Below are 22319 nucleotides of genomic sequence, written 5' to 3'. Positions count from 1 at the left end.
TGCGTGCCGGGTGCTCAGGCGGCGGCCGTGGTCTCCCGGGACGCCGGCGCCGGGGTGTTGGTGCGGCCCTTGGGGAGGAGGAAGAACAGGGCCATGACGGGGAGGAGGTAGAGCAGCCAGACGGTGGTCTGGAGGACGGTGGGGTCGGGTTGGAAGTTGAGGATGCCCTTGAGCAGGGTGCCGTACCAGCTGTCCGGGGGGATGGTGTCGGTGATGTCGAAGGCGCGGTTGTTCAGGCCGGGGAGGAAGTCGGCCTCCTGGAGGTCGTGGATGCCGTAGGCGAGGACGCCGGCGGCGACGACGACCAGGCCGGCGCCGGTCCACAGGAAGAATTTGGCCAGGTCGATCCGGATCGCGCCGGCGTAGAAGAGGTATCCGAGGACGACGGCGGTGGCCAGGCCGAGGGCGACGCCGATCATCGGTTCGGTGTTCTCGCCGGTGGAGCGGGCGGTGCCCCAGACGATGACGGCGGTCTCCAGGCCCTCGCGGCCCACGGACAGGAACGCGGTCAGCACCAGCGCGCCGGTGCCCATCGCCAACGCGTGGTCGAGCCGGCCCTGCAACTGCGCCTTCAGCGCGTGCGAGGTGCGTCGCATCCAGAAGATCATCCAGGTCACCAGCAGCACCGCGACGATGGACAGCGAGCCGCCGAACAGTTCCTGTTGTTCGAAGGTCATCTCGGCGGAGGTCAGTTCGAGGGTCGCCTCCAGCGCGACGCTCAGCGCCACCGCGGCGGCGACCCCGGCCCACACCGCCGGCAACGCGTCCCGGCGCTCGCTCTTGACGAGGTAGGCGATCAGGATGCTGACCACCAGAGCCGCTTCCAGGCCCTCGCGCAGGCCAATCAGATAGTTGGCGAACACAGGCCACCCCACCGACTCGAACAAACATTGAAGAATGAGAATTAGGCGAGGCTAACCAAACCATCCGGCGGGATCCGGCGTCAATGTGGACAAAGCAAAGCTCGGGTAAGGCCGCGGGCCGGCGCAGCCGCGCCGGGATCGGCGGAGCGCGGATTGGACCCGGTGCACCGGGCGGGAGGGGCCCGGTGCCCGGTGCGGTTCAGGCGCTCGTGCCGTTGGCGGCGTGCGCGGCCAGCCGCAGGAACGCGCCGGAGAGCGCGTGCGCGGTCAGGTCGATCTGCCACGGACGTGCGCCGAAGGCGCGCAGCACGTCGCCGACCGCGTCGGCGGTGGGCACCGAGGGCGGAGCCCAGGCGAGCCGGCGCACGTAGTCCGGCGCGAGCAGGTTCTCGGTGGGCAGCGTGTGTTCGTCCGCGATGGCCGCGACGGCGGTCTTGGCCGCGGTCAGGCGCTCCGCGGCGGCCGGGTCCTTGTCCGTCCACGCGCGCGCCGGCGGCGGGCCCTCGTGCGGCAACGTGGACATCGGCAGTTCCACCTCGGGCAGTGCCCGGGCCTGCTCGATCGCGGCCAGCCACACGCCGGCCTGGCGTCGGCTGTCCCGGCCGGTGAAGCCGGGCAGCGCGAGCAGGGCGGCCACCGACGCGGGCCCGGCGATCGCGGCCTCGACGATCGCGGTGTCCGGGATGACCCGCCCCGGCGAGACGTCCTTCTGGCGCGCGATGGCGTCGCGGGCCAGCCACAACGAGCGCACGATCGCCAACTGCCGACGGCGCCGCACCCGGTGCAGACCGGAGGTGCGTCGCCACGGGTCGACCCGCGGGGCGGGCGGCGGCGCGGCGGCGATCGCGGCGAACTCCTGCAGGGCCCAGTCGAGCTTGCCCTGCTCGGTCAGGATGGCCTCCAGCTCGTCGCGCAGCTCGATCAGCACCTCCACGTCCAGCGCGGCGTAGCGCAGCCACGGTTCGGGCAGGGGGCGGGTGGACCAGTCCACCGCCGAGTGCCCCTTCTCCAGCGAGAAGCCGAGCACGGTCTCGACCATCGCACCCAGCCCCACCCGGGGGAAGGCGGCGAGCCGGCCGGCCAGTTCGGTGTCGAAGATGCGCCGCGGCACCATGCCGACCTCGGCCAGGCACGGCAGGTCCTGGGAGGCGGCGTGCAGGACCCATTCGGCGTCGACGATCGCCGCGCCGAGTTCGGACAGGTCCGGACACGCCGCGGGGTCGACCAGGGCGCTGCCCGCGCCGGCCCGACGCAGCTGGATCAGATAGGCGCGTTGTCCGTAGCGATAGCCGGACGCCCGCTCGGCGTCGACGGCGACCGGTCCCGCTCCGGCGGCGAAGGCGGCGATGGTCTCGGCGAGCGTTCGCGAATCCGCCACGACCGGCGGTACGCCCTCGCGAGGTGCCAGGAGAGGGACCGGCGCCGGGGGGACCGGCGCCGGAAGTTCGGATGAGGTTTCGAAGGAGGCGTCGGTCACCCCACCAAAATAACCCGCCCGTCCACCCGATCGGGCAGGTCCCCGCCAAGGTGGGCGCGCCACGGGCGGTGTACGGCGGTCGGAAACCGTACAAAATCAGCCGGCGCGAAATATCCGGGACGTGCCGGGGCGCCGGATTCGGCCGGAAGGGGAGGGGCGCCGAGGGGCGCGAAGCGTGCGGGACGGCCGACCCGATGTCGAGTGGCGGACGCCGAACGGTCCGATGTCGGGCGACCCGATGCGCGGTGGACCGACGCCGAGCGTTCCCGTGCCCAGGCGCCCGAGGCCGAGCGGAGCGACATGGCCGACCCGACATCGGCTACCCCGGTCCCGTGCCGACTCGCTCCGCTGCGGACCCGCCCCGCGCCGAACCGGGTCCCGACATGCCGAATCCCGGCGGGTGGGTCCACCCGCCGGGATTCGGCTCTACCTGATGAGGTGTCCTGATGCCCAGCCGACCTGCGTCAGCTGATGATGCCCGCCCGCAATGCGAGGGCCACCATGCCGGCACGGTCGCCCGTGCCCATCTTGCGGGCGATGCGGGCGAGATGGCTCTTGACCGTCAGCGCCGACAGGCCCATCGCCTGGCCGATCGCCTTGTTGGACCGGCCCTCCGCGACGAGGCGCAGGACCTCGATCTCGCGCGCCGAAAGCTCCCGGACGCCGGAGCCGGGCTCCGTCCCGCGCTGTTCCGACGGACGCATGCGGTTTGCCTGGGGCATCCCGTGGTGCATTCCCGCTTGCCGTGCGTGTCCAGGGTTCAGTCCCGCTCGCGCGCCGGTCACGACATAGCCTCGAACGCCCGCGGCAAGCGCGGAACGAACGGCACCGATGTCGTCGGCTGCGGAGAGTGCCAAGCCGTTCGGCCAACCGGACGCGCGCATCTCGGTGAGAAGCGTGAGTCCGGAGCCGTCCGGCAGGTGCACGTCGGCGACACAGAGGTCGCGCGGCGTGCCGGCACGGGATCGAGCCTCGGCGATGGTCGACGCCCCGACGACGTCGCGCACACCGAGGGCCCACAGGTGGCGGATGACCGCGTCGCGAACCCGGGGGTCCGCGACGACAACCATTGCCGTGGGCTTGGAAGGACGGTAGGCAAGCAGGTTTGCAGGGTGATCGAGAAGTACCGACACCGGGCCTCCTGCGCAGTGATCGCGATTCCCGAAGAAGCGGCCCGACCAGCTACTCCTTCGGGGTGGTCACCCTGTCCTTCGGCACATATGGCGCCGGCCTTTAGAGGAAGATCCAAATCCGTTATGCGAGTTTGACCCGGGTGTGTGACCGCGACGTCTCGTAGCGCCGACCCGGCGTGTCAGGAGCCGGGTCGCGAGGGCCGACGCGGTATGGCGACGACCCCTTCGCCGGAAACCACCGGCGGCAAACCCGCACATGTGCACATGAGTTCGGTCCACGCCAGCAGATGCGGGAGCAACTGGTCGTCGGCCGGCGTCCACGATGCCCGGACCTCGATCTCGGTCCGGGCGATCTGCCCGGAGAGTCCGCCGAAGCCCTGCGAGGTACTGCGACTGACGGTGCCGCTGGGCGCCCGATAGGCGGCGCCGACCGCGTGCAGCGACTCGGTCAGCCAGGTCCAGCCGACCTCGGGCAGCAGCGGGTCCATCGCCAGTTCGGGTTCGAGTTCGGCGCGCGTCATGGTCACCACGCGAAACGTCCCCTCCCAGGCCTCGTGGCCCGCCGGGTCGTGCAGCAGCACGATCCGGCCGCTCGCCAGTTCGTCCTCGTCCTCGCCCAGGGCCACCTCGGCCGCGAACGCCGCCGAGAAGGGGGCCAGGCCGCGCGGTCGGGACATCTCCTCCAGCACGATCTCCGGGCGCAGGGTCGCGGCCCGCCATCCGGCCAGCGCCTGCCGGAACTCCTCGGGCTCCTCGGTCTCGCCGACTGCTGCCATGCCTGGCAGCCTAGGCCGCGCCGGGGTCGCCAGGCCTGGGCGACGCGCCGGACGGGGGTGCTCGGTCTGGGCCGTCCGGGTGCGTCTGGGACCATGGCGGATGTGACCGAAACGAGCCTGCCGCACGCCACCGTCCGAGACTCGGCCTTCCTGCGGGCCTGCCGACGTGAACCCGTACCGCACACCCCGGTGTGGTTCATGCGCCAGGCGGGTCGTTCGCTGCCCGAATACCGCAAGCTGCGCGAGGGCACCGCGATGCTCGAATCGTGCATGCAGCCGGATCTGGTCACCGAGATCACCCTCCAGCCCGTGCGCCGGCACGGCGTGGATGCGGCGATCTTCTTCAGCGACATCGTCGTCCCGCTCAAGGCGATCGGCATCGACCTGGACATCAAGCCCGGCGTCGGCCCGGTGGTGGCGAACCCGATCCGCTCGCGCGCCGATCTCGCACAGTTGCGCGATCTGACGCCGGAGGACGTCCCCTACATCACCGAGGCGGTCGGCCTCCTCGTCCGCGAACTCGGCGGCACGCCGCTGATCGGCTTCGCGGGGGCGCCGTTCACCCTGGCGAGCTACCTGGTCGAGGGCGGCCCGTCGAAGAACCACGAGCGCACCAAGGCGCTGATGTACGGCGACCCGCAGCTGTGGGCGGACCTGGTGGACCGGCTCGCGCAGATCACCTCGGCGTTCCTGAAGGTGCAGATCGAGGCGGGCGCGTCGGCGGTCCAGCTGTTCGACTCGTGGGCCGGCGCGCTCTCCGCCGCCGACTACCGGGCGTCGGTGCTGCCGGCCAGTACGAAGGTGTTGGCCTCGGTCGAGCACTACGGCGTGCCGCGGATCCACTTCGGCGTGGGCACCGGGGAACTGCTGCACATGTTCGGCGAGGCCGGCGCGGACGTGGTCGGCGTCGACTGGCGGATTCCGCTGGACGTGGCGGCGACCCGGGTGGGGCCGGGCAAGGCGCTCCAGGGCAACCTGGACTCGGCCGTGGTGTTCGCGCCGTGGGAGGCGGTCCGGGCCAAGACCGACGAGGTGCTGGCCGCCGGTCGCGCCGCCGAGGGGCACATCTTCAACCTCGGGCACGGCGTACTGCCCAACACCGACCCCGAGGTGCTCACCCGCATCGTGGCGCACGTGCACGAGGTCAGCGCGCGATAGAGCCCCCCCGCGTCGGGCGCCGGCCGGGCCGCGGGTGGCCTCGGCCGGCGCTTGCGGCCGGTTACGGCCGCGGGCTCGGCGGCTCTGGCGAGGTGGTGCCGGTCGGCGGCGAGGTTTCGGTGGCGCCGGTCGGCGGGTGCGGTGCGGTCGGGCCGAGTCGGGTCGGTACCGGCGGTCGGGTGCGGCGCGTCGGGCGCGAGCGGCGCAATCGGCGCAGTCGGCGGCCCGTGAAGCGGTCGACCAGCCAGACCAGGATCAGGATCAGCGCGAACGGGAAGATTGCCGCCAGCACGATCGCGATCACCCGGCCGGTGCCGGCGAGGCCGTGCCAGCCCGCCGACCACGCGTCGCCGATCGCGCCGGCGAAACCGTCGTCGTCCTTGTGCCGGTCCGCCGTCCGTTCGGGGTCGGTGGTGATCGTGATCGTGATCGTCGACAGGTCGGTCTGTGCGGTGAGCGCCTGTTGCCGCTTCAGCAGCGACTCCAGGTCCGCCTCGCGGCGGGTCAGCTCGCTCTCCAGGGTGACGATGTCGGCGATGGTCGCGGCCTTGTCCATCAGCTGCCGGGTGCGCTCCACACTGCGGCGCTGTGACGCGATCCGGCTGTCCACGTCCACGACCTCGTCGGTGACGTCCTTGGCGGTGCGCTGCCGGTTGAGCACCCGGCCGATCCGGCTCAGCTCGTCCAACGCCCGGTCGAACTCGGTCGGCGGGACCTTGAGGGTGAGCGTGGTGGTCGCGGCGCCCGTCCGGTTCGCCTCCTGCTCGCTCGAGCGGGTGGTGCGTTCGTCGGTGACCAGGCCGCCGCGTGCCCGGGCCACGCCCTGGGCGTCGCCGGTGGCGCGGTCGAGGTCGGGCACCCGTACACGCAGTTCGCCGGTCAGCACCACTTTGCGCTGCCCGGCGGCCGGGTCGACGGCCGCGCTCGGGCCGGTCTTGGTGCCGGGTGTCGCAGGGGCCGCGGGTGCCGCTGCCGCCGGTTTCGCTCCGGATCCGGAGCGATCCTTGTCGCCCGAGCCGTCGCCGCTGCACCCGCCCACCGCGAGCACCGCGGCCACGGCGGTCGCGAGTGCCAGGCTCGTACGTCGTCTCGCCTGTCGTGCGCCCATCTCGTTCCCCCCTCGAAGTCGACGATGGGACGGCGCCGGCGCATGGCCGGTTCCGATCCGCGGGTGGTGCTCGTGAGAAGGTGCGGTGTGGACAGTTCGCCGGTGGAAGATGGTCGTCATGTCGTCGTCGTAGGCGGCGGAATCGCCGGTCTCACGGCCGCCTGGATCCTGCTCCGGGACGGCGATCCGCGGCTGACCGTCACGGTGCTCGAAGGCTCCGCCCGGATCGGCGGCAAACTGCACGCCGGCACGATCGCGGGCGTCGCGGTGGACGAGGGCGCCGAGTCGATGCTCGCCCGGCGCAGCGAGTCGATCGACCTCGCGCGCGAGGTCGGCCTGGCCGCGGACCTCCAGCCGCCGACCACCGCGAGCGCGTCGTTGTGGACCCGCGGTGCGCTGCGGCCGATGCCGCGCGGCCACGTCATGGGCGTGCCCGGCGACCTGGAACCGCTCGCGGCGAGCGGGGTGTTGTCGGCGGCGGGCCTGGCCCGGATCCCGCTGGACCACGCGCTCGCGCCGCACCCCTACGCCGACGACGTGTCGGTGGGCCGCTATGTCGCCGAGCGGGTCGGCCACGAGGTGGTCGACCGGCTGGTCGAGCCACTGCTGGGCGGGGTGTACGCGGGCAACGCCTACGACATCTCGCTCGCCGCGGCGGTCCCGCAGCTGCTGCCGATCGCACGCGCCGGCGGGTCGCTGGTTGCGGGCGTGCGCGAGCTGCTGGAGGGGGCCGCCGAGCGACCGAGCGGGCCGGTGTTCATGGGCATCCGCGGCGGAGTCGGGCGGCTGCCGCTCGCCGTCGCGGGCGCGGTGGTGGCGACCGGACGCGGCGAGATCAGGACCCGGAGCACGGTGCGCGAGCTGGAGCGCACGCCCACCGGTTGGCGGCTGGTCACCGGACCGACGAACGCGCCGTCCCCGATCGAGGCGGACGCGGTGGTGCTTGCGGTACCGGCGGCGCCCGCGGCTCGGCTGCTGCGCCCGCACTCCACGGTCGCCGCGGTCGAACTGTCCTCGATCGAGTACGCGGGAATGGCCCTGGTCACCCTCGCGTTCCGCCGCGCCGACCTGGCACGGGTGCCCGCCGGCAGCGGGTTCCTGGTGCCGCCGATCGACGGCCGGCGGATCAAGGCGAGCACGTTCGCGTCCAACAAGTGGGGCTGGCTCGCCGACGCCGACCCGGACACGTTCGTGCTGCGCACCTCGCTCGGGCGCGCCGGCGAGGAGGCGGTGTTGCAGCGCGAGGACGCGGACCTGGTCGCCGACTCGCTCGCCGACCTGAGGGACGCGATCGGGTTGAGCGCCGAGCCGATCGACACGAGGGTCACCCGCTGGGGTGGCGGGCTGCCGCAGTACGCGGTCGGCCATCCGGGCCGGATCGCCTGTGTGCGCGACGCGATCGAGCGGCTGCCCCGGCTGGCGGTGTGCGGTGCGGTCTACGAGGGGGTCGGCATCCCGGCGTGTGTGGCGAGCGCGACGAGCGCGGCGGCGGACGTGTTGGCGCAGCTCGCGCAGCCGCTTGCCCGCCCCGTGCGCTGACGGCCGGCACCGGAGAGGGAGAATCGACCCATGACGCAAAGCACCGCGGAGAACACCCCGGATCCGGTCGACGCCGCAGCAGCCGTGATCGACAACGCTCTCGACGAGGACGTCCCGGGGACCGAAGGCCGACCCACGCCGGCGCGCCCCAAGGCCCGCGACCTCAACCAGGTGATCAGGTACACGATGTGGTCGGTCTTCCGGCTCCGTGCACCGCTGCCCGGTGATCGGGCCGACCTGGCGGGCGAGGTCGAGCAGTTGTTCGAACAACTGCTGGACGAGGACGTCGTGGTGCGCGGCACCTACGACGTCTCGGGGCTGCGTGCCGACGCGGACATCATGATCTGGTGGCACGCCGAGGACTCGGACGCGCTCCAGGAGGCGTACAACCGCTTCCGCCGCACCGGCCTGGGCCGACTGCTGAAGCCGGTGTGGTCGAACATGGCGCTGCATCGCCCGGCGGAGTTCAACAAGAGCCACATCCCGGCCTTCCTGGCCGAGGAGACCCCGCGCGACTACGTCGCGGTCTACCCCTTCGTGCGCTCGTACGAGTGGTACCTGCTCGACGACGCCGAGCGTCGGCGGCTGCTCGCCGAGCACGGCAGGATGGCGCGCGGCTTCCCGGACGTGCGGGCGAACACGGTGCCCTCGTTCGCGCTCGGCGACTACGAGTGGATCCTCGCCTTCGAGGCCGACGAACTGCACCGCATCGTCGATTTGATGCGGCACCTGCGCGGCTCGGAGACCCGCCGGCACGTGCGCGAGGAAGTGCCGTTCTACACCGGTCGCCGGCGCCCGGTCGGCGAGCTGCTGGCCGGCCTGGCCTGAGTCCCCTCGCGAGGCGGTCGGACCACGATCGGGCCGACCGCCTCGGGACGCCGGGACCCGGGCCCGTACCTTCTAGGACGAGCTGCTCGAACAGGACGAGCCGCTGGAACACGAGGAGCCGCTCGAACAGGACGAGCCGCTCGAACATGAGGAGCCGCTCGAACAGGACGAGCCCCCGCCCCCGCCGCACGAGGAGTTGCCACCGCACGAGGCGTGCTGTCCGTGCGAGTGGTGCCCCTGCCAGTCGGGGCCGGGCGAGTGGTGCCCGTGCGAGTGGTGCGGGTTGTACCCGTCGAACGGGGGCGTGCCCGGCAGCCACTGGCCGGGAGGCGGGCCGGAGCCCGGGGTGGGGCCGAACGACGGGCTGCCGGGCGGCCACCCGCCTGGCGCGTACGGCCGGCCGAACGTGCGCCGCATCCGCCGTCGGGCCGCCCATCGGACGCTCAGGCTCCCCACCAGCGCGCCCGCTCCCGCGATGACCAACGGAACCACCATGAACCAGGTCATGCCGCCCACCCTCTGTGTGTGATTCCCTGCCCGTACCTACCGGTCGCGCATCCACGGGCGACGCCCGAGCCGCGCCCGCAACAGCCCCCACCAAGACGGCTCGCGCGGCATGAAGACCTCGGCCAACTCGGCCGGCAGCGCGTCGCGCTCCCACAGATGGGCCGCGAAGGCGTGCACGTCCGCGCGGGTGCCACCGTCCGCCGGCTTCGGGTGCACCAGGGCCCACGTCATGAACTCGCCCGGCCAGCGCGGCCCCAGGGCCGTCGCCAGCTCGGGCACCGCGCGCAGCGCCGAGTCGCGCCGCTTGGCGGCCAGCGCCCGAGCCTGGACGCGCACTCGCTCCGGATCGAAACCGGGCGGCGTCGGCCCGCCCGCCACCAGCGCCGCGAGCAACTCGCCCTGCTGCCGCGCCAGCCGCTCGCGCGCACTCACGAGCGCACCGCCGTGCGGGTGACCACCGCGCGGATCGCGGCCAGTTCGGCGGCCATCTCGCCGGCGGACGGGAAGTCGGTGTCGCGCTCCAGCAGCACCCGCGGCGGGCGGCGCAGCGCGCACAACATCGCCAGCACCTCCAGGATCGGCGCGGTCACCGGGTGCGCGTGCGTGTCGTGCCACAGGCCGTCGCGCTCGACGCCGCCGGCGACGTGCACGTACTCGACCGCCTCCAGGGGCAGTTCGGCCAGTGCGACGGCCGGGTCCAGGCCGTGGTTGACCCGCTCGGTGTGCAGATTGGCCACGTCGATCAGCAGCCGGACGCCGGTGCGCTCCACCAACTCGGTCAAGAACCGCGCCTCGCTCATCTCGTTGCCGGGCCAGGACAACAGCGTCGCCGGGTTCTCCAGGGCGAGCGGGACCGGCAGCGACTCCTGCGCGATCCGTACGTTCTCCACGACCACTTCGAGCGCGTCCCGGGTCATCGGCGCGGGCAGCAGGTGGCCGGCCTCCATGCCGCCCGCCCGGACGAACGCGAGGTGCTCGCTGACCAGCGGCGACCCCAGTGCGTCGGCCACTTCCGCCAGCCGGGCCAAGCGCGCCGGGTCGGGCCGGTCCGCGCCCGCGAGCCCGAGGCCCACGCCGTGCGGGATCACTTGCACGCCCCGCGCGCGCAGCACGCGCAACGACTCCGGCAGGTGCTCGACGCACACGTTCTCGGCGATCACCTCGACGAAGTCGACGCCGGCCAGGCGCTCGATCGTCAGGTCGATCTCCGGCCGCCATCCGATTCCCACCGCTGTCCGCATGTGCCAAGCATGGCGGCCCCGACCCACACCGAAACAGGCGGAGTTCCCTCGGTTCGTCCGCCGCGCACCAGGATGTGCCGGACCGGCCCGAGCCCTACCCGCCGCAGCCGTCCGCCGTGCCGCCGCAGGAGCCCGCTCGGGCACCCTGGGGCGACGCGCAGGACGTGCTGCCGCACCACGGGGACTGCGGGTCGCGGTCGCCCGGGGCGGGGGCGTTGCGGCGGAAGATCTCCTTGACCACCGGGTCGGGGAAGCGGTCCAGGCCCCACAGCGCGACCGCGCCCACCCCGTCGGCGCCCAGCGCGGCCACCGCCGCCTCGTCGCGGCGCATCCGGATCAGCCGGCGCATCATCGGCGCGGTCGGCACCACCCGCTCGCCGAACACGCCGAGCAGCAGCAGGCCCGCGACACACGCCTGGATGCCGATCACCGCGAGCAGCAGACCCACCCACGGCAGCGCGCTCGCCGCCCTGTCGTCGGCGGTCACGAAGCCCGCCACGGCGGTGGCCACGCCCAGCGGGATGGTCGCGAACAGCGCCCAGCGCGGCACCCGGCGCGGTCCCGCGTCCGGACGGGCGAGCAGACCGGCCGCGAGCAGCGCCGTGCCGATCTGCTGGATCTCCGGCGACGCGGCCACCCGGGTGCGCAGGTCGCGCAGCGGCAGCCCGCCGTACTCCTCGTCGAGCACCCGCAGCGGCACGTCCGCCGCCGCGCCCGGCTCGGGTGTGCGGGCGCCGACCACCTGGCCGTCCCGGCTCACGTGCAGGCAACCGGTGCCGATCAGGCGCAGGATGCACACGTCCGCCGCGCGCGCCGCGCCGCCGGACACGAACGCGTACTCGGCCGGGCCCAGTTCGGCCGGGTCCAGCCGGTCCGCCCGGCTGCCGCCACGCCGGGCGGACCCGATGGCGACGCCGAGCACGAGCGCCGTCCAGACCGAGTACGCGAGGGGTGGCAGCCACGGATTCATGGACATCAGGCATAGCGGACGAACACCGCCCCCGTGACCCGATGTGACGTTTGCCGCACCACCGGAGAGCAGGTTTGACGGGTGCTGCGGTCAGCCCTGCGGGTCGGGTTCCAGGGTCAGCGAGATGGAGTTGATGCAGTAGCGCTGGTCGGTCGGCGTCCCGTAGCCCTCGCCCTCGAAGACGTGACCCAGGTGCGAACCGCAGGTCTTGCAGCGCACCTCGACCCGGGTCATCCCCATCGACGAGTCCTCGATGTACTCGACCCGGTCCTCGGCCAGCGGTGCGTAGAAGGACGGCCAGCCGCAGTGGCTGTCGAACTTGGTGTCGGAGCGGAAGAGCTCGGCGCTGCACGCCCGACAGCGGTAGACGCCGGTCGTCTTGGTCTCGGTGTACTCGCCCGTCCAGGCGCGCTCGGTGCCGGCCCGGCGCAGCACCCGGAACTCCTCGGGGGACAACTCGGCCCGCCACTGGTCGTCGGTCTTCTCGATTTCGTAGGCCATGTTCACATCCAACACGCAACGGTGCCGCGACGTTCCCTTGGGGACGTCGCGGCACCGCGGGGTGGTCGGCCGGGCCGACCGGCGCTCAGCGCGGGGCGTTGGCGCGGTCGCGGATCGCGTCCAGGATCTCCGGGCCGAGCAGGGTGACGTCGCCCGCGCCCATGGTCAGGACCAGGTCGCCGGGCCGGGCCAGTGCGGCCACCGAACCGGCGACGTCGGACCAGCTGTGCTCGGTGCGCACCAGGCCGCCGTTGTCCAGTGCGGCGTGCGCGATGATGTTGCTGGTCACGCCCGGCTGCGGGTCCTCGCGAGCGGCGTAGATGTCCATCACGACCGCGATGTCGGCGGCGGCCAGCGCGCGGCCCATCTCCACCCCCAACTGCTGGGTGCGGCTGAACAGGTGCGGCTGGTACACCGCGATCACCCGGCCCGCGCCCACCGCACCGCGAGCGGTGGCCAGGTCGGCGGTGATCTCGGTGGGGTGGTGCGCGTACGAGTCGATCACCCGGATGCCGCTCTCCTCGCCCTTGAGCTGGAACCGGCGGCGGACCCCCTGGTACTTGCCCAGGCCCTCGGCCATCCGCTGCGCCTCGACGCCCAGCGCGAGGCCGACCGCGAGCGCCATCACCGCGTTGGAGGCGTTGTGCCGACCGGGCACCGCGACGGTGAACACCAGATCGCCGCCGGTGGCCTTGCCACGCACCGTGACCCGGCTGCCCAGGCCGAGCGACTCGATCTCGACCAGGCGCAGGTCCGCGTCCTCGTGCTCGCCGACGGTGACCACGCGCAGCTCCGGCAGCGAATCCGCGAGCCGCTCGCGCAGGGTGCCCGCCCCGGAGTCGTCGGCGGACAACACCAGGGTGCCGCCCGGGGTGATCCGGGCCGCGAAGATCTCGAACGCTTCCAACACGTCGTCGAGCGAGCCGTAGTTGGCGTGGTGGTCCAACTCGACGTTGAGGACGACGGCGACCTCGGGCGCGTACTTGTGGAAGCTGCGGTCGCTCTCGTCCGCCTCGGCCACGAAGATGTCGCCCGAGCCGTGGTGCGCGTTGCTGCCCGCCTCGTTGAGGTCGGCGCCGATCGCAAACGACGGGTCCAGGCCCAGCGAGGTCAGGCCGACCGCGAGCATGCTGGTCGTGGTGGTCTTGCCGTGGGTGCCGGCGACGGCCACCGAGCGGCGCCCGTCCATCAGCCGGGCCAGCGCGTCCGCGCGGTGCACGATCGGGATGCCGCGCTCGCGGGCGCGCACCAGCTCGGGGTTGTCGGTGCGGATCGCGGACGACACGACCACGCAGGACACGTCCTCGGCCACATTGGCCGCGTCGTGGCCCACGTGCACCGTGCAGCCGAGCTGGCGCAGCGCGAGCACCTGCGTGGAGTCCTTGGCGTCGCTGCCGGAGACCCGGGCCCCGCGAATCGCGAGGATCTTGGCGAGCCCGGACATGCCGGCGCCACCGATGCCGACGAAGAACGGGCTGCCGAGGTCGACGGGCTCGGCGGGGGGTGCCATGACGCGGGCTCCTTCGAATCGTGGGACCCGGGCGGTTCGGCGCGGGCTCCCGCGATTGTGTCAGCTCACGTCGTGTGCGAAGAGCTTGAGCACCGGGACACCCACGTTCTGTCGGGCCCGCGAGGCCCAGTCGCGGTGGAAGACCTCTTCGATGAAGTGCGGGTCGGTGAGCACGATCACCTCGTCCGCGTCGTGCCGCTCGACGATCTGCTTGAGCGTGTCCAGCGGGTCGCGGCCGGGGGTGGTCTCGCCGACGGCGTTCGCGCCGCTCGCGCGCAGCGCCGCGACGCTCGCGTCCAGCGTGCGTCGGGCGGCGGTCGCACCGTCGTCCGGACCGGGCTTGTCCTCGATGTCCTCGGCGGCCTCGTCCAGACGCACCAGGGCCACGTCGTCCAGCGCCTGGAGCAGCTTGCGATGGTCGGCCTTGCCCGGCAGGACCACCACGAAGGACGTCTCGACGCCTTCGTGCAGGCTCGTGACGAACTTGACGTCCGCCTCGTTCAGGACCTTTTCGATGAGCAGCACGATCGTGTACACGCAACACTCCCTTGATCCACCTGGTCCGACCGCCGAGCCGGGGCGTCTGTGCCCCGTCTGCCCGGGAGATCACCCTCCCACTCTCGGGCGCGGCACCGGGATCGGCCGGACCTCGCGAGCCCTCCGGGCGGGGCTCACGAGCGCACCCGGCCGGTGTCTACGAGCGCACGTAGCGGGTGAACAGCGAGCCGTCCTCCTCCAGCAGCGACACCGGGCGCATCGGCACCGCGTCCGAGAGGGTGGGGCCGGCCAGGATCCGGTCGGCGGGGCCGGCGGTCAGCAGCGGGCTCAGCGTCAGGCACAGCTCGTCCAGGCGGCCGCACGCGGCGATCTGGGCCAGCACGTGCGGGCCGCCCTCGGTCAGCTGCCGGGTCAGCCCGCGGGCCGCGAGGGCGTCCAGGGCGCTCGCGAAGTCGACCCGGTCCCGCCCGGCGACGATCACGTCGCCGTACTCGCGGGCCGCCGCCAGACCCTGTGGGGCGGCATCCTCGCAGGTGATCACGATGGTCGGGGTGATCGCCTCGGTGAACAGCGGCGTGGTGAAGTCCAGGGCCAGGCTGCGCGAGACGATCGCGATCACCGGCGCCGGCGGCTGCCCGGCGGCGGCGCGGGCGGCGGCGTAGGCCGCCTTGGGCTTCGGCGGCCGGTAGCCCTCCTGGCGGACCGTGGCCGCGCCCACCAGCACGACGTCGGCCAGCCCGCGCAGCACCCCGAAGATGCGTTTGTCGGCCGGTGAGGACAGTCCCGCGGACAGGCCGTCGGGCGCCTGCGCGGCGCCGTCCAGGCTCGCCACCATGTTCGCCCGCAGCCAGGTGCGGTCGGGCGGATAGGCGTATGCCTCGACGAGGTCGACGTCGGGCTCGGCAGGGGTGCTGGGCACAGGAAGGAGACGGCGCATGCGACCGAGTTTTGCACGCGTCGTAGGCTTGATGATCGTGTCCGTAGCCCACGTCGTGTCACTCACCCGGCGTCAGCCCAGCGTCCCCGCCGATCGTCTCGTCGCCGAGATGGTTCCGCCGCCGCGCTTCGGCGACGTGCGCTTTGATACCTACATCCCCGATCCGAACCAACCCGGGCAGGCCGCGGCCGTGCGGCGCCTGGAGCGGTTCGCCGCCGAGCTGAACGGGGACGGCGGGAACGGGAAGCGGCGCTGGTTTCGCCGCGAGAGCGCGCCCGGCCCCAGCGGGATCTACCTCGACGGCGGCTACGGCGTCGGCAAGACCCACCTGCTCGCGTCGCTGTGGCACGCCGCACCCGGCCCCAAGTCGTTGTGCACGTTCGTCGAGCTGACCAACCTGGTCGGCGCCCTGGGCTTTCGGCAGACCGTCGAGGCGCTGTCCGGACACCGGCTCCTGTGCATCGACGAATTCGAGCTGGACGACCCGGGCGACACCGTCCTGGTGTCCACGCTGCTCGGCAAGCTCGCCGACGCGGGCGTCAAGCTGGCCGCGACCTCGAACACGCTGCCCGACAAGCTCGGCGAGGGCCGGTTCGCCGCGCAGGACTTCATGCGCGAGATACAGGGGCTGTCCGCACGCTTCGAGGCGCTGCGCATCGACGGCGAGGACTACCGGCACCGGGGCCTGCCCGCGGCCCCCACGCCGATCGCCGACGACGTGGTCGGCAAGGCCGCCGCGGCCGCGCCCGAGGGCGCCGCGCTGGACGACTTCGCCGAGCTGCTCGGGCACCTGGCGAGTGTGCATCCCAGCCGGTACGGGGCCATGCTCGACGGTGTCACCGGGATCTTCTGGCACGGGGTGCGACCGGTCCAGGACCAGGCGACCGCGCTGCGCCTGGTGGTGCTCGCGGACCGGATGTACGACCGCGAGCTGCCGATCGTGGCCTCGGGTGTGCCCTTCGACGAGTTGTTCACCGAGGAGATGCTGGCCGGCGGCTACCGCAAGAAGTACCTGCGGGCGGTCTCGCGGCTGGTGGCGATGGCCCGCGACGGCGCGGAGCACGTACCCACCCGCTGACCGGGGCGGCCCGGGGCGGGCCTGCCGTCCCGCGTCGCGGTGCTCGGGCGAGGGATCGAAGACCCGCCCCGGGCGTGGTACGGCCGGCATCGGCCGTGTGCCGTGCGGACGTTGTTCGTGGGCGACCGGTGTTCGGGTGCGGCATCATCGGACCCGGGTCCCGACGATGCGGAGGCAGCGGTATGGCGAAGAAGGCCGAACGCAGGAGTGCAGGCAGGACCGACCGGGACTCGAAGGGGCAAGCCCTGGCGGGCCTGGGCGAGGCATCGGCCGAGACGGCCGGCGCGAAGGCCGCCGCCAAGGCTGGGAAGGCCGAGAAATCCGCGAAGGCTGCCAAGGCCGAGAAGGTTTCCAAGGCCGAGAAGGCTGCCGCGAAGGTCAAGAAGATCAAGAAGGCCGAGAAGGCCGAGAAGGCCGAGAAGGCCACCAAGGCAGAGAAGGCAGAGAAGGCCGAGAAAGCCGTCAAGAAGGCCGAGAAATCCGCGAAGGCTGCCACGGGCGCCGAGAAGGCCGAGAAGGCGCTGAAGGCGGAGCGGGAGCTGCGCGCGGAGCAGGTCAAGGCGGCCGGGAAGGCGGACAAGAAGGCCGCCAAGGCGCTGAAGGCCGCATCCGAGCGGGCCGAGGCGGAGCGGGCCGCGGCGCAGGCGCTGGGCCTGGAGACGGTCGAAGGCGAAGCGCTCGGTCTCGAAACCGTCGAGGTCGAGGCTGTCCGGGTCGAGGCTGTCGGGGTCGAGGTCGAAGCCGTCGACGTCGCCGTCCTCGAACTCGACATGGTCGCCGAAGACGGCACCGACCCGTCGGCCGCAAGCGAGCCGGCCACCGTGAGCGATCCGGAGCCGGAGCCGGAATCCGAGGTGGCGCCCGCGCCGGAGCCCGAGGTCGGGTCCGGGCCGCCCCGGCTTCGAGTGGTCGCCGAACCGCGCGCCGATGCGCCCGACCACTCCGGGCCCGCCGAGTCCTCCGTTCGGGCCGCGCTGCGGTTGGCTGGCGGCCCCGTCGACCTGACCGCGATCGACCCGCGGGCCACACCCGGCTTCCGCGGCGACAAGGCGGACGCGCTCGCCGACATCGAGGCGATGGGGCCGCGGTTGGCCGAACTCCAGGAGAGGCTGTACGCGCAGGCCGTGGCCGGCGGTGCGCGCCGCCGGGTGCTCCTGGTGGTCCAGGGCATGGACACCTCCGGCAAGGGCGGCACCGTCAAGCACGTGATCGGCCAGTTCAACCCGTCCGGCTGCCACATCCACGCGTTCAAGGCGCCGACCGAGGAAGAGCTCGGGCACCCCTTCCTGTGGCGGATCCGCAATCAGGTACCGGGCCCCGGTCTGATCGGCGTGTTCGATCGCTCGCACTACGAGGACGTGCTGATCGCGCGGGTGCGCAATCTGGTCCCGCGCCAGGTGTGGTCGCGCCGCTACGCCGGGATCAACCGCTTCGAGCAGGGCCTGGCCAAGGACGAGGTGAGCGTGGTCAAGGTCTTCCTGCACATCTCCCCGGAGGAGCAGAAGGAGCGGCTGCTCGCGCGGCTGGACAACCCGGACAAGCACTGGAAGTTCAACCCGGCGGACATCGACGAGCGCTCGGTGTGGCCGGACTACCGGGCGGCCTACGAGGCCGCATTGGAGAAGTGCGACACCGACGCGGCGCCCTGGCACGTGGTGCCGGCGGATCGCAAGTGGTATCGCAACTGGGCGATCAGCCGGCTGTTGCTCGAATACCTCACCGAGTTGGACCCCCGATACCCGGCGGGGACGTTCGACGTCGAGGCGGAGCGCAAGCGGCTGCTGGAGTCGTGAGCACGCGGGCACGGCCCTTGGGCCGTGCCCGTCCTCGAACGCCGGACGGGTCGGATCGACTCGTCCGGCGCCCGATGCCGCAGTCGTGGTCCGGGCGGCGGGCTCAGCGCGATCCCACCCGGACCACCGCGACCGAGGTCGCGGGCAGTCGCAGGGTGGTGCCGACCAGGCCGCGGCGGATCTCCGCGCGGTCGTCCCAGGCCGCGACGATCTCGGCCGCGCCGGTGCCCATCGGCAGCGTGGCGGGCTGCTCGGCCAGGTTGACCGCGGTACGGAAGGCGCCGCGGTGCACCATCAGCCAGCCGGCGGTCTCCTCGAAGCTGACCTGAACCCGGGTCAGGTCCGGGTCGGTCAGATGTTCCCATTCGCGACGCAGCGCGATCAGCCGCTTGTACCAGGCCAGCAGCGCCGCGTGCGGCGAGCCCTTGAGTTCGTCCCAGTCCAGACACGAGTCGCGCACCGTCTGCGGCGACTGCGGATCCGGGATCTGCGCGACGTCCCACCCGTGCGAGGCGAACTCGGCGCGGCGCCCGTTGCGTACCGCCTCGGCCAGTTCGGGGTCGGTGTGGTCGGTGAAGTACTGCCACGGCGTGGACGCGCCCCATTCCTCGCCCATGAACAACATCGGGGTGAACGGCGAGGTGAGCACCAGGGCCGCGCCCGCGGCCAGCAGTGCCGGTGGCAGGGCGGCCGAGATGCGGTCGCCGGTGGCCCGGTTGCCGACCTGGTCGTGGGTTTGCAGGTAGCCCAGGAAGCGGTACGCGGGCATGCGTGAGACGGGCACCGGGCGTCCGTGGGTGCGCTCGCGGAACGAGGACCACGTGCCGTCGTGCAGCCAGACCCGGGTGAGCGTCTTGGCGAGGGTGCCCATCGACCCGAAGTCGCCGTAGTAGCCCTGTCGTTCCCCGGTGAGCAGCGAGTGCAGCGCGTGGTGGAAGTCGTCGCTCCACTGGGCCTGGACGCCCATTCCGCCGCTTTCGCGCGGGGTGACCACGCGGGGGTCGTTCAGGTCCGACTCGGCGATCAGGAACAGTGGCCGGCCGCTGGATGCGGCGAGCTTGTCCACCGCCTCGGACAACTCTTCGAGAAAGGGCACCGCGCGGTTGTCGGCGAGCGCGTGCACCGCGTCCAGCCGCAGCCCGTCCACGTGGTAGTCGCGCAGCCACATCAGCGCGCTGCCGACCAGGTAGGCACGGACCTCGTCGGAGCCGGGCCCGTCCAGGTTGACCGCCGAACCCCACGGCGTCTTGTAGCGGTCGGTGAAGTAGGGCCCGAACCGCGGGAGATGGTTGCCGGAGGGGCCCAGGTGGTTGTGCACCACGTCCAGGATCACGCCCAGACCGCGCCCGTGGCACGCGTCCACGAAGCGCTTGAAGCCCTCCGGGCCGCCGTACGGCTCGTGCACCGCCCACGGGCACACGCCGTCGTAGCCCCACCCGTGCCTGCCCGGGAAGGCGGACACCGGCATCACCTCGACGTGCGTGATGCCCAGGTCGACCAGGTGGTCCAAGCGCTCGATCGCCGCCGCGAAGGTGCCCTCGACGGTGAAGGTGCCGATGTGCAACTCGTAGACCACCGCGCCGGGCAGCGGCCGGCCGGTCCAGGCCCGGTCGGCCCACGCGTACGCGGTGTGGTCCACCACCCGGCTCGGGCCGTCCGGGCCCTGCGGCTGCCACGGCGAGCGCGGGTCGGGCAGCGGTGTGCTGCCGTCGATCACGAACGCGTAGTCGCTCCCGTGCACCGCGGCCGGCACGTCCGCCTGCCACCACCCTGGTCGGTTCGCGTCCCGCATCGGCTTGCGTCGGCCGTCGACGATGACGTCCAGCGACGACGCTTTCGGAGCCCAGACCTCGAACCTGACCACGATGGTTGTGTCCTTTCCGGGAACGTGCGGGAGCGGGTGCGAACGACGTGGGAACGGGGAAGCGCGCGGCGGCCGGGTCAGCCGCGGGTGAGCAGGGCCACCGGCAGGTCCTCCAGGATGTGCCGCAGCCGGGCCTGCCCGGAGTACGGGTTGCCGGTCAGCGCGTCGATCCAGCGGCCCGGTGGCAGCGGCAGCAGTGCGCCGCCCCAGCCGCCCTTGGCCGCGAGGCCGGCCGGCAGCAGGGTGGCCACGGTGATCGCCTCGCCGCCGCGCACGAACGCGATCGCGTGTTGCGCCTCCTTGCCGCGGGCGAGCAGCGGTGTGTAGGTGCCGGTGAACCAGTCGGGATGCTCGCGGCGCAGGCGCAGTGCGGCGCCGGTGACCCGGAATTTGAGCGCGTCCAGCGGGCCGTGCTCGCGGCCGAAGTCGACCGGGGCCCGGTTGTCCGGGTCGACCAGCGTGTACAGCGCCAGCTCGCCGCCCTGGTAGACGTCCGGGACGCCCGGCATGGTGAGCTGGACCAGCTTGGCGCCGAGCGAGACGGCTCGGGCCGGACGATCCAGGTCGGTGACGAACTGCGCGATGTCGGCCGTGAGCTCCTCGTCCGCCAGAACGGCGCGCACGAACGCCTCGCTCGCCGCCTCGTAGTCGGGGTTCGGGTCGGTCCAGGTGGTGGCCCGGGCCGCCTCGCGCATCGCCTTGCGCAGGTAGTCGACGGCCCGGTCGGCGGACAGCGGCCAGGCACCGACCAGGGTCTGCCACAGCAGGTAGGTGTCGTAGCCGTCCGGCCCGAAGCGGAACTCGGAGCGGTGCGGGCGGGACCAGTCGTTCCAGGTGTGCACCCGCTCGGCCCAGTCCTCGGGGACCTCGGCGAGCACCGCGAGCCGGGCCCGCACGTCCTCGCTGCGCTTGGTGTCGTGGGTGCTCAGCGTGGTCATGGTGGTCGGCGACATGCGTGCGCACGCGTCGTGGAAGCCGGCGATGTCCAGGCCGATCGAGTCCGGCTCGCCGCCGACCTCGTTCAGCGAACTCAAGCAGTACCAGCGGTAGAACGCGCGGTCCTCGACGCCCTTGGCCGCGAGTGCCGCCGCCACCTGGCCGAAGCGGGTGCCGAACTCGCCGTCGGCGAGCGCGAGTTCGGCGATCTCGCGGGCCGCTTCGGAGACCTGGCCGGGCACCCCGGTCAGCGCCTGTGCCATGGCCGCGATCGAGCCGGGGCCGCCGCCGGGGTAGGGCCGGTAGGTGGGGAAGGCGGCCAGCAGCGGCGGCAGTGCGCGGCCGATGTCGCCGGCCCCCGCGATCGGTTCCAGCCGGTCCAGGGTGCGCCGCAGCCGGGCGAATTCGGTGGCCAGGCCGCCCGCGAGCACCTCGGCCTTGGCCTCCTGGGCGAGGTAGTCGAAGCCCTCCCGGACGCCGGTCTGCTCGCGGTGCAGCGCCCGCAGCGGCTCGGCGCCCTCGGCGTCGACGAACAGGTTGTCCACCCGGCGCAGTGCGTCGTATCCGGTGGTGCCGTCGCAGGCCCAGTCGGCGGGGAGGCGTTCGTCGGCGGCGAGGATCTTCTCCACCACGATCCACGCGTGCGGCGCGGCGGCGCGCAGTCGGGCCAGGTAGGCGCGCGGGTCGGCGAGCCCGTCCGGGTGGTCGATCCGCAGTCCCTGCACCAGGCCCTCGGCGACCAGTCGCAAAATGGTCGCGTGGGTGGCCGCGAAGACCTCCTCGTCTTCCTGGCGCAGCGCGATCAGGCCGGTGATGGTGAAGAACCGGCGATAGTTCAGCTCGGTGTCCGCACGCCGCCAGTGCGCGAGTTCGTAGTGTTGGGCGGCGAGCAGTTCGTCGAGCGCGAGCTTGTCGGTGCCGGCCCGGAGCGGGAACTCGTGCTCGTGGTAGCGCAGCACGTCGCCGTCCACGATCAGCTCGTCGGCGACCTCCTCGACCGGCCCGCCGAGCACGGGCAGCAGCACCCGGCCGTCGTGTCGGGACCAGTCGATGTCGAACCAGCGGGCGTAGGGCGAGTCCGGCCCCTCCCGCAGGGTCTGCCACAGCGGCCGGTTGAGCGACTCGGGCGCGGGCACGGCCATGTGGTTGGGCACGATGTCCAGCACGATGCCCAGCCCGTGTGCGGCGGCGGAGCCGGCCAGCGCGCGCAGCCCGTCCTCGCCGCCCAGGTCGGCGGACACGCGCGAGTGATCGACCACGTCGTAGCCGTGGGTGGACCCGGGAACGGCCTGTAGCACGGGCGACAGGTGCAGGTGGCTGACCCCGAGCGAGGCGATGTAGGGCACGGCGGCGGCAGCGTCGGCGAACCCGAAGGCGGGCTGCAACTGGAGCCGATAGGTCCCGGTGGGGAGGTGAACAGGCGACGAGGTCATGCGGACAAGCTTCCCCGGACGACCGCGCACTACCACCCGCCGGGGTGGTGAAACCTGATCGGACGCGCCTCGCCACGACCGGCCGATTCCCCCGTTCCGGGCAATTGGTACGCGGCCGTGGCCACGGTTCCGTACGGGAGTGCGGCTCCCAAACCCAAGCCGTTCACCG

At 72.7% G+C, this 22319-nt stretch carries 17 protein-coding genes and 1 pseudogene; 5 read left to right on the top strand and 13 right to left on the bottom strand.

Annotation, left to right across the window (positions count from 1 at the left end):
* Nucleotides 1-14 precede the first annotated feature (14 nt).
* From efeU to ACZOOI_RS06000, 4 genes are all read right to left on the bottom strand, one after another.
* A complete protein-coding gene (gene efeU, locus ACZOOI_RS06015; protein ID WP_465279777.1) occupies nt 15-863 on the bottom strand; it encodes an iron uptake transporter permease EfeU in 849 nt (282 codons plus the stop codon).
* A 199-nt stretch (nt 864-1062) separates the two neighbouring features.
* Nucleotides 1063-2340 carry an HRDC domain-containing protein gene (locus ACZOOI_RS06010; protein ID WP_465279776.1) on the bottom strand — a complete coding sequence of 426 codons (1278 nt, stop codon included), beginning with the start codon at nt 2338-2340 and terminating at the stop codon, nt 1063-1065.
* Between the two features lie 464 nt (nt 2341-2804).
* On the bottom strand, nt 2805-3473 hold the full coding sequence (locus tag ACZOOI_RS06005; protein ID WP_078974877.1) for a response regulator transcription factor: 669 nt from the start codon (nt 3471-3473) through the stop codon (nt 2805-2807).
* 179 nt (nt 3474-3652) lie between these two features.
* Nucleotides 3653-4249: a DUF3000 domain-containing protein gene (locus tag ACZOOI_RS06000; protein WP_465279775.1), complete on the bottom strand. Its 597-nt coding sequence runs from the start codon at nt 4247-4249 to the stop codon at nt 3653-3655.
* A 93-nt stretch (nt 4250-4342) separates the two neighbouring features.
* Here ACZOOI_RS06000 and hemE point away from each other — a divergent pair, with 93 nt between their 5' ends.
* On the top strand, nt 4343-5407 hold the full coding sequence (gene hemE, locus ACZOOI_RS05995) for a uroporphyrinogen decarboxylase (RefSeq protein ID WP_465279774.1): 1065 nt from the start codon (nt 4343-4345) through the stop codon (nt 5405-5407).
* A 61-nt stretch (nt 5408-5468) separates the two neighbouring features.
* Here hemE and ACZOOI_RS05990 read toward each other — a convergent pair whose 3' ends face one another.
* Complete coding sequence (locus ACZOOI_RS05990) at nt 5469-6515, bottom strand: DUF4349 domain-containing protein (RefSeq protein ID WP_465279773.1); 1047 nt, start codon at nt 6513-6515, stop codon at nt 5469-5471.
* A 102-nt stretch (nt 6516-6617) separates the two neighbouring features.
* Here ACZOOI_RS05990 and hemG point away from each other — a divergent pair, with 102 nt between their 5' ends.
* Entirely contained in the window at nt 6618-8054 is a 1437-nt protein-coding gene (gene hemG, locus ACZOOI_RS05985; RefSeq protein WP_465279772.1) for a protoporphyrinogen oxidase, read from the top strand.
* 30 nt (nt 8055-8084) lie between these two features.
* Nucleotides 8085-8882 carry a hydrogen peroxide-dependent heme synthase gene (hemQ, locus tag ACZOOI_RS05980; protein WP_465279771.1) on the top strand — a complete coding sequence of 266 codons (798 nt, stop codon included), beginning with the start codon at nt 8085-8087 and terminating at the stop codon, nt 8880-8882.
* Nucleotides 8883-9425: 543 nt separating this feature from the next.
* On the opposite strand, the pseudogene ACZOOI_RS05975 reads toward hemQ, so the two are convergent.
* From ACZOOI_RS05975 to ACZOOI_RS05950, 6 genes and pseudogenes are all read right to left on the bottom strand, one after another.
* A pseudogene (locus ACZOOI_RS05975) lies at nt 9426-10630 on the bottom strand (MbnB/TglH/ChrH family RiPP precursor modification enzyme).
* Nucleotides 10631-10724: 94 nt separating this feature from the next.
* The gene (locus ACZOOI_RS05970) at nt 10725-11606 is read right to left on the bottom strand and encodes a TIGR04222 domain-containing membrane protein (RefSeq protein WP_465279770.1); all 882 of its coding nucleotides are present in this window, start codon (nt 11604-11606) and stop codon (nt 10725-10727) included.
* 84 nt (nt 11607-11690) lie between these two features.
* Nucleotides 11691-12101 (bottom strand): peptide-methionine (R)-S-oxide reductase MsrB, encoded by a 411-nt coding sequence (gene msrB / locus ACZOOI_RS05965; protein ID WP_465279769.1) that lies wholly within the window; start codon nt 12099-12101, stop codon nt 11691-11693.
* Between the two features lie 85 nt (nt 12102-12186).
* On the bottom strand, nt 12187-13611 hold the full coding sequence (gene murC / locus ACZOOI_RS05960; protein ID WP_391584765.1) for a UDP-N-acetylmuramate--L-alanine ligase: 1425 nt from the start codon (nt 13609-13611) through the stop codon (nt 12187-12189).
* A gap of 60 nt (nt 13612-13671) precedes the next feature.
* Nucleotides 13672-14148: a beta/alpha barrel domain-containing protein gene (locus ACZOOI_RS05955; RefSeq protein ID WP_465279768.1), complete on the bottom strand. Its 477-nt coding sequence runs from the start codon at nt 14146-14148 to the stop codon at nt 13672-13674.
* 157 nt (nt 14149-14305) lie between these two features.
* A complete protein-coding gene (locus ACZOOI_RS05950; protein WP_465279767.1) occupies nt 14306-15046 on the bottom strand; it encodes a pyrimidine reductase family protein in 741 nt (246 codons plus the stop codon).
* A gap of 31 nt (nt 15047-15077) precedes the next feature.
* Here ACZOOI_RS05950 and zapE point away from each other — a divergent pair, with 31 nt between their 5' ends.
* Nucleotides 15078-16124, top strand: coding sequence for a cell division protein ZapE (gene zapE / locus ACZOOI_RS05945; RefSeq protein WP_465279766.1), 1047 nt, complete (start codon nt 15078-15080; stop codon nt 16122-16124).
* 905 nt (nt 16125-17029) lie between these two features.
* Complete coding sequence (locus tag ACZOOI_RS05940; protein WP_465281123.1) at nt 17030-17917, top strand: PPK2 family polyphosphate kinase; 888 nt, start codon at nt 17030-17032, stop codon at nt 17915-17917.
* A 103-nt stretch (nt 17918-18020) separates the two neighbouring features.
* Here ACZOOI_RS05940 and treZ read toward each other — a convergent pair whose 3' ends face one another.
* Together treZ and treY are read right to left on the bottom strand one after the other, a co-directional pair.
* Nucleotides 18021-19781, bottom strand: a complete 1761-nt coding sequence (gene treZ, locus ACZOOI_RS05935; protein ID WP_465279765.1) for a malto-oligosyltrehalose trehalohydrolase — start codon at nt 19779-19781, stop codon at nt 18021-18023.
* A 77-nt stretch (nt 19782-19858) separates the two neighbouring features.
* Nucleotides 19859-22150, bottom strand: a complete 2292-nt coding sequence (gene treY / locus ACZOOI_RS05930) for a malto-oligosyltrehalose synthase (protein WP_465279764.1) — start codon at nt 22148-22150, stop codon at nt 19859-19861.
* Nucleotides 22151-22319 lie beyond the last annotated feature (169 nt).

It is taken from the genome of Embleya sp. L77 (genome assembly GCF_055557415.1).
The sequence above is the reverse complement of the archived record's forward strand: the minus strand, read 5'-3'. Positions and strand labels throughout refer to the sequence as shown.

Excerpts from the sequence above, each read along its gene's own strand:
- murC (WP_391584765.1), bottom strand. The coding sequence starts at position 13,611 with ATGGCACCCCCCGCCGAGCCCGTCGACCTCGGCAGCCCGTTCTTCGTC.
- hemE (WP_465279774.1), top strand. The coding sequence starts at position 4,343 with ATGGCGGATGTGACCGAAACGAGCCTGCCGCACGCCACCGTCCGAGAC.
- zapE (WP_465279766.1), top strand. The coding sequence starts at position 15,078 with ATGATCGTGTCCGTAGCCCACGTCGTGTCACTCACCCGGCGTCAGCCC.
- msrB (WP_465279769.1), bottom strand. The coding sequence starts at position 12,101 with ATGGCCTACGAAATCGAGAAGACCGACGACCAGTGGCGGGCCGAGTTG.
- treY (WP_465279764.1), bottom strand. The coding sequence starts at position 22,150 with ATGACCTCGTCGCCTGTTCACCTCCCCACCGGGACCTATCGGCTCCAG.
- hemQ (WP_465279771.1), top strand. The coding sequence starts at position 8,085 with ATGACGCAAAGCACCGCGGAGAACACCCCGGATCCGGTCGACGCCGCA.
- ACZOOI_RS05950 (WP_465279767.1), bottom strand. The coding sequence starts at position 15,046 with ATGCGCCGTCTCCTTCCTGTGCCCAGCACCCCTGCCGAGCCCGACGTC.
- ACZOOI_RS05990 (WP_465279773.1), bottom strand. The coding sequence starts at position 6,515 with ATGGGCGCACGACAGGCGAGACGACGTACGAGCCTGGCACTCGCGACC.
- ACZOOI_RS06000 (WP_465279775.1), bottom strand. The coding sequence starts at position 4,249 with ATGGCAGCAGTCGGCGAGACCGAGGAGCCCGAGGAGTTCCGGCAGGCG.
- ACZOOI_RS05970 (WP_465279770.1), bottom strand. The coding sequence starts at position 11,606 with ATGTCCATGAATCCGTGGCTGCCACCCCTCGCGTACTCGGTCTGGACG.